4 protein-coding genes are annotated in these 4,307 nt (G+C 69.2%); 2 read left to right on the top strand and 2 right to left on the bottom strand.

Annotated features, from left to right (window positions below; genetic code table 11):
* Both VF697_RS29410 and VF697_RS29405 read right to left on the bottom strand, forming a co-directional pair.
* The coding region (locus VF697_RS29410; RefSeq protein WP_331100071.1) for a hypothetical protein at positions 1-239 on the bottom strand (239 nt) is incomplete at its 3' end.
* The gene (locus tag VF697_RS29405; RefSeq protein WP_331100068.1) at positions 236-1,435 is read right to left on the bottom strand and encodes an AAA family ATPase; all 1,200 of its coding nucleotides are present in this window, start codon (positions 1,433-1,435) and stop codon (positions 236-238) included. The genes VF697_RS29410 and VF697_RS29405, both read right to left, overlap by 4 nt.
* A 195-nt stretch (positions 1,436-1,630) precedes the next feature.
* Between VF697_RS29405 and VF697_RS29400 the strand changes: the two genes are divergently transcribed.
* Both VF697_RS29400 and VF697_RS29395 read left to right on the top strand, forming a co-directional pair.
* Positions 1,631-3,910 carry a DUF4139 domain-containing protein gene (locus VF697_RS29400; protein WP_331100067.1) on the top strand — a complete coding sequence of 760 codons (2,280 nt, stop codon included), beginning with the start codon at positions 1,631-1,633 and terminating at the stop codon, positions 3,908-3,910.
* The coding region (locus VF697_RS29395; RefSeq protein WP_331100065.1) for a DUF4140 domain-containing protein at positions 3,910-4,307 on the top strand (398 nt) is incomplete at its 3' end. The genes VF697_RS29400 and VF697_RS29395, both read left to right, overlap by 1 nt.

Here is a 4,307-nt window from a genome sequence, read left to right as displayed (position 1 = left end):
TAGAACTTCGGCCCGTAGAGATCGAGCAGTCCGATTCCGGCGATGACATCCGCGCCAGCCTTGCCCCCCAGGTTGAGTTCGACCTTCTTGGCGATTTCACCGCAGTAGTCGTTCAATCCCTCGAAGCGGACGATCTTGATGCCAACCTTGCGAGGAAGCCGCACATCCAACCAGCGCTTCAGGAAATCGGGGAGGGCCTTCCGCTCGGTGTGGCCTTCCACGAAGAGGACGAACTTCATGCCAGTCCCTCGAGCTCACCCGAACGCATGAGGGCCCCGAGGCGGTATTGTTCCGTCCAGCGGCGCAACTCCTCACCATCGAGAACGGAGAGTCGGGTCTCCCCCTCGGTGATGTTCACCACGGTCGTGGTGGGCAACGCCACCTCGGAGAACGCATCGAGCAGGTCGGCCGAGTGCGTCGAGAGAATGACCTGCGTCCGCTGCGCGGCCTCCGCGGCGAGCTCGGCGACGATGGGCAGCATGCTCGGATGCAAGCCGGTCTCCGGCTCGTCCAGCGCGATCAGCTCACCCGGGTTCGGGCTCGCGAAGATGGCGATGAGCAGGAGGAACCGGAGCGTTCCGTCGGACAGGTTCGCCGCGGACTGCTCCGTCTTGAGCGAGCGCCAGCGAAGCCGGAGCTGGACCCGTTGGTCCGCTGCTGGCGGGAAGACCAATTCCTCGTAGTCGCTGCCGAATGCGGCACACATAGCCGCATCCAACGACCGTTTGAACTCCCGGTTCCCTGTGTAGAGGGTGTGGAGCACCGGGATGAGGTTCTGCCCGTCAGGTGCGACTCGATTTTCCACACGAGCCACCGCAGCCTGACGGAGAGGAGCCTGCTGGTCGACGCGGAGGTCGTGGTAGATGGACCACCCCAATAAGCACTCCCGGAAGGCAACAACCTCCGGATCGTCGAATGGGCCAGCGAAGAGCGCCAGGAGAGTCTGCGAATCAGGGAGGCGACCTTCTGCGGAAGTGAGCACGTGCCCAGTACTATCAAACGAGACGGCACGCTCTGGGTCTCGTTGAATGATCCGTCTGGGTCCGGAATACAAATCGACGTCCAGGTAGAGATCATCTTCCAGCGATTCACGCTCTACCCTGTAGGCACTGGTATTTCCCAACCGATTGATTTGCAGGTTGTAGGTGAGCGGTCCTCGCCCAATCGAGTTGCTGGGATCAAAGGCGGAGTCCGTCTTGATAGCCCAAGAGATTTCATGAGCCTGCCCATCCCACAACAGCGGTCCGATACCTCCCTGCTGGAGGATTTCATGAGGCAGGTCCCCCCGTGCGCCGTGCTGGAGCAGGGACAGGGCACGCAACAGGTTGGACTTGCCCGAGCCGTTGGGCCCGATGAGCACGTTGAGCCGGCCCGGCTCCCATGTCACGTCCTTCAGGGACCTGAAGCCCTTCACCTGCAGCTTTTGGATACCCACGAGACTCCTCGCCAGGCGACGGGTGTGCCCGAAGGCCCACTCCGTTGGCAACCTAGGGAGGTGATACCAGGGCGTCAACAACACCCTGCCCCGGCGTTGCTACCGGCAACACGGCCCACCCAACCTCTCCGGGTCTCGCGCTCCGGACCCCATCCCGGCTAGCCTCCTGGCGCAGTCTCGACCGAGGGGGATTCGATGGTCGTCGTACCGTCCGTGCTGGATGCGGTCACCGTCCATGCCGAGGGCGCGCTCTGCACGCGCCTGGCATCGGTTCCTTCCGACAAGGGCCGGCTCCCCGCGCAGGTGCGCATCGAGGGCCTGCCCCTGGGGCTGCGCACCGGCTCGCTCCGGGCCGCCGTGCTCAAGGGCCCCCACGGGCTCCTGGTGCGGGACATCCGGCCCGTCTTCGACGTGCGCCTGCCTCCGGAGACGGACCTCCCCGCCGCGCAGCGCGCCCTGGAGGAGGCCCAGGAGAAGCTCCACGGCATCTCCGCCGAGCTGGAGCGCGTGCAGCGCGACCTCCAGTCCGTCCAGAAGCTCAAGCCCTCCTTCCCGCCACGCAAGAAGGACGAGCCGAGCGAGCCCCGCGAGTCGGCGCTCACCGCCATCCTCTCACTCGCGGGCTTCGTCGACTCGGAGCTCGCCGCCCTGCAGGCCCGGCACCTGGACTTGGAGCGCCAGCACCGCGACGCCACCGAAGAGGTGGAGCTGCGCCGCCGCAGGCTGGAGGAGGGCTCGTCCTCGGTACGGGGCCAGCGCGCCCAGCTCCACCGGGCGGCCGTCCTCACGCTCTCCGACGTGGGCCCGGTGGATGAGGGCGCGCAGCTCGCGCTCGAGTACGCCGTCCACGGGGCCCGCTGGGTGCCCGGCTATGATCTGCGGATGCCTCGGAGCCTCGACGGGGGCACGCTGCACATGCGCGCCTCCATCATCCAGCTCACCGGCGAGGACTGGAGCAACGTGCGGCTGTCCCTGTCCACCGCGGACCTGGCGCGGCGCGCCGATGTGCCGGAGCTGAAGGCCCTGCGCATCGGCCGCCGTCAGCCGCCCCCGGCCCGCTCGGGCTGGCGCGAGCCACCGCCGGGGCTCGACGAGCTGTTCAGCGGCTACGACTCGGCCCGGCCCTCCCCGTCCAAGCCCACGCCCCGGCAGGAGCGCACCCGGGCGCGTGAGTTCGCCATGCCTCCGCCGGCCGAGCCCGTGCCGCAGCAGGCGCCCTATGGGAATGCCGGGCCGCCTCCGCCTCCCGCCATCGCCCCGGTGGCGGCGGCGCCGATGCGCGTGTCCCAGTCCATGCGCGCCGTGGGGTCCGAGACCTCCGAGATCCCCGCGGCCCGGCCTCCCCCCATGCCCATGCGTGGAGGACCCCCACCCGCTCCAGCGCCGGGCGCGATGGCTCCGAAACTCAAGAGCGGGAACATGATGAAGAGGCGCAGCATGCCCGCCGACGAGCCGCCCATGGAGATGGAGGAGGAGCCGTCGCTCGACGGGATGGCCGAGCTCGATGATGAAGGCTCGTTCTCCGGCGGCTTGGGAGGAGGAGGCGTCGTCGAGGGAGGGCCGCGGCAGCAGGACGCCGGGCTGGAGCCGGCGGGAGGCCTGCTCGACTACGGCAGCCTGGAGATGGCCTCCGCGTGGGACCCGGCGCAGCGCGGCCGGCTGCAGTCCAGGCCCGAGGCCCTGTCTCGGGAGCTGGTCTCCCTGTTTGCCCTCAACGTGCACGTGGACGTCATGGCGATCGTGGCCCAGTACGAGCGCACCGTGTCCTCCGTCCAGGGCGTGCCGCCGCCGACCTGGTCCGTGCCGCCGCGCCAGTCCTCGCCGCACTTCGACCACCGCTTCGACGTGGAGGTGCGCGCCGAGGTGCCCTCGGATGGCGTGTGGCACCTGGTGCCCGTCTTCTCCGCCCCGGTGGGCCTGAGCGCCGAGTACGTCTGCGTGCCCTCGCTGGAGTCGCGCGCCTTCCGCAACGTGAAGGTGGAGAACCGCACGCCGCACGCGCTGCTCGCCGGCCCGGTGGACGTCACGCTCGGCGACGAGTTCCTGATGACCTCGCCCCTGCCCACGCTCGCGCCCGGCGCCACGCAGCGGCTGGGCCTGGGTGTCGAGGAGTCCATCAAGGTGTCGCGCAACACGCGTTTCGACGAGGCCTCCGGCGGCATGTTCGGCGGCGCCAACGTGCTCACCCACCACGTCTGCATCGAGCTGGCCAACCGCACCCCGCAGCGGGCCGTGGTGGAGGTGCTGGAGCGCATGCCGGCGGTGCCCTCGGCCGAGAAGGACATCAAGGTGGAGGAGGCCGAGGTGAAGCCCGCCTGGAGCAAGCGCTCGCTGCTGCCCGGCGAGACGCCCGTGGAGGGCGAGCGGGCCTGGAAGGTAACGCTGCAACCGGGTGAGACGCAGGCGCTGAACGCGACGTGGATCGTACGGATTCCCTCGAGCAAGATGCTCGTGGGCGGAAACCGGAGGACGTGATGAGCACCCCCATCCATCTGCCCGTGGTGAAGGTCACCGTCCTCGAGGATCGCGCGCTGGTGGAGCGCCGCGGAGACGTGGTGCTGCCCGCCGGCCCCCAGCGACTGAGCGTGGAGGGGCTCTCGCCGCTCGCGGTGGACCGATCGCTCCAGGCCCAGCTCTCCGGCGGCACCGTGGCGCAGGCCCGCGTGAGCCGTACCTGGAAGGACAAGCCCCGCGAGGGCGCGCGCGAGCGGAAGACGGAGCTGCGCAAGCGCGTGGAGGACCTGGAGGCCGAGTGGAAGCGTGCCCATGCGGACGTGCAGCGGCTCCAGTCCCGGCTGGAGGTGGTGAACGTGGCGCGCGAGGACGTGCTGCGCTCCATCGCCGAGCTCGCGGGCGTCGGGCGCGCGAAGCC

Origin of the sequence: Archangium sp. (assembly GCF_036388035.1) — a bacterium.
GTDB lineage: Bacteria > Myxococcota > Myxococcia > Myxococcales > Myxococcaceae > Archangium.
Note: the sequence above shows the minus strand (reverse complement) of the source record. Positions and strands in the feature narration are given on the sequence as shown.

Excerpts from the sequence above, each read along its gene's own strand:
- VF697_RS29400 (WP_331100067.1), top strand. The coding sequence starts at position 1,631 with ATGGTCGTCGTACCGTCCGTGCTGGATGCGGTCACCGTCCATGCCGAG.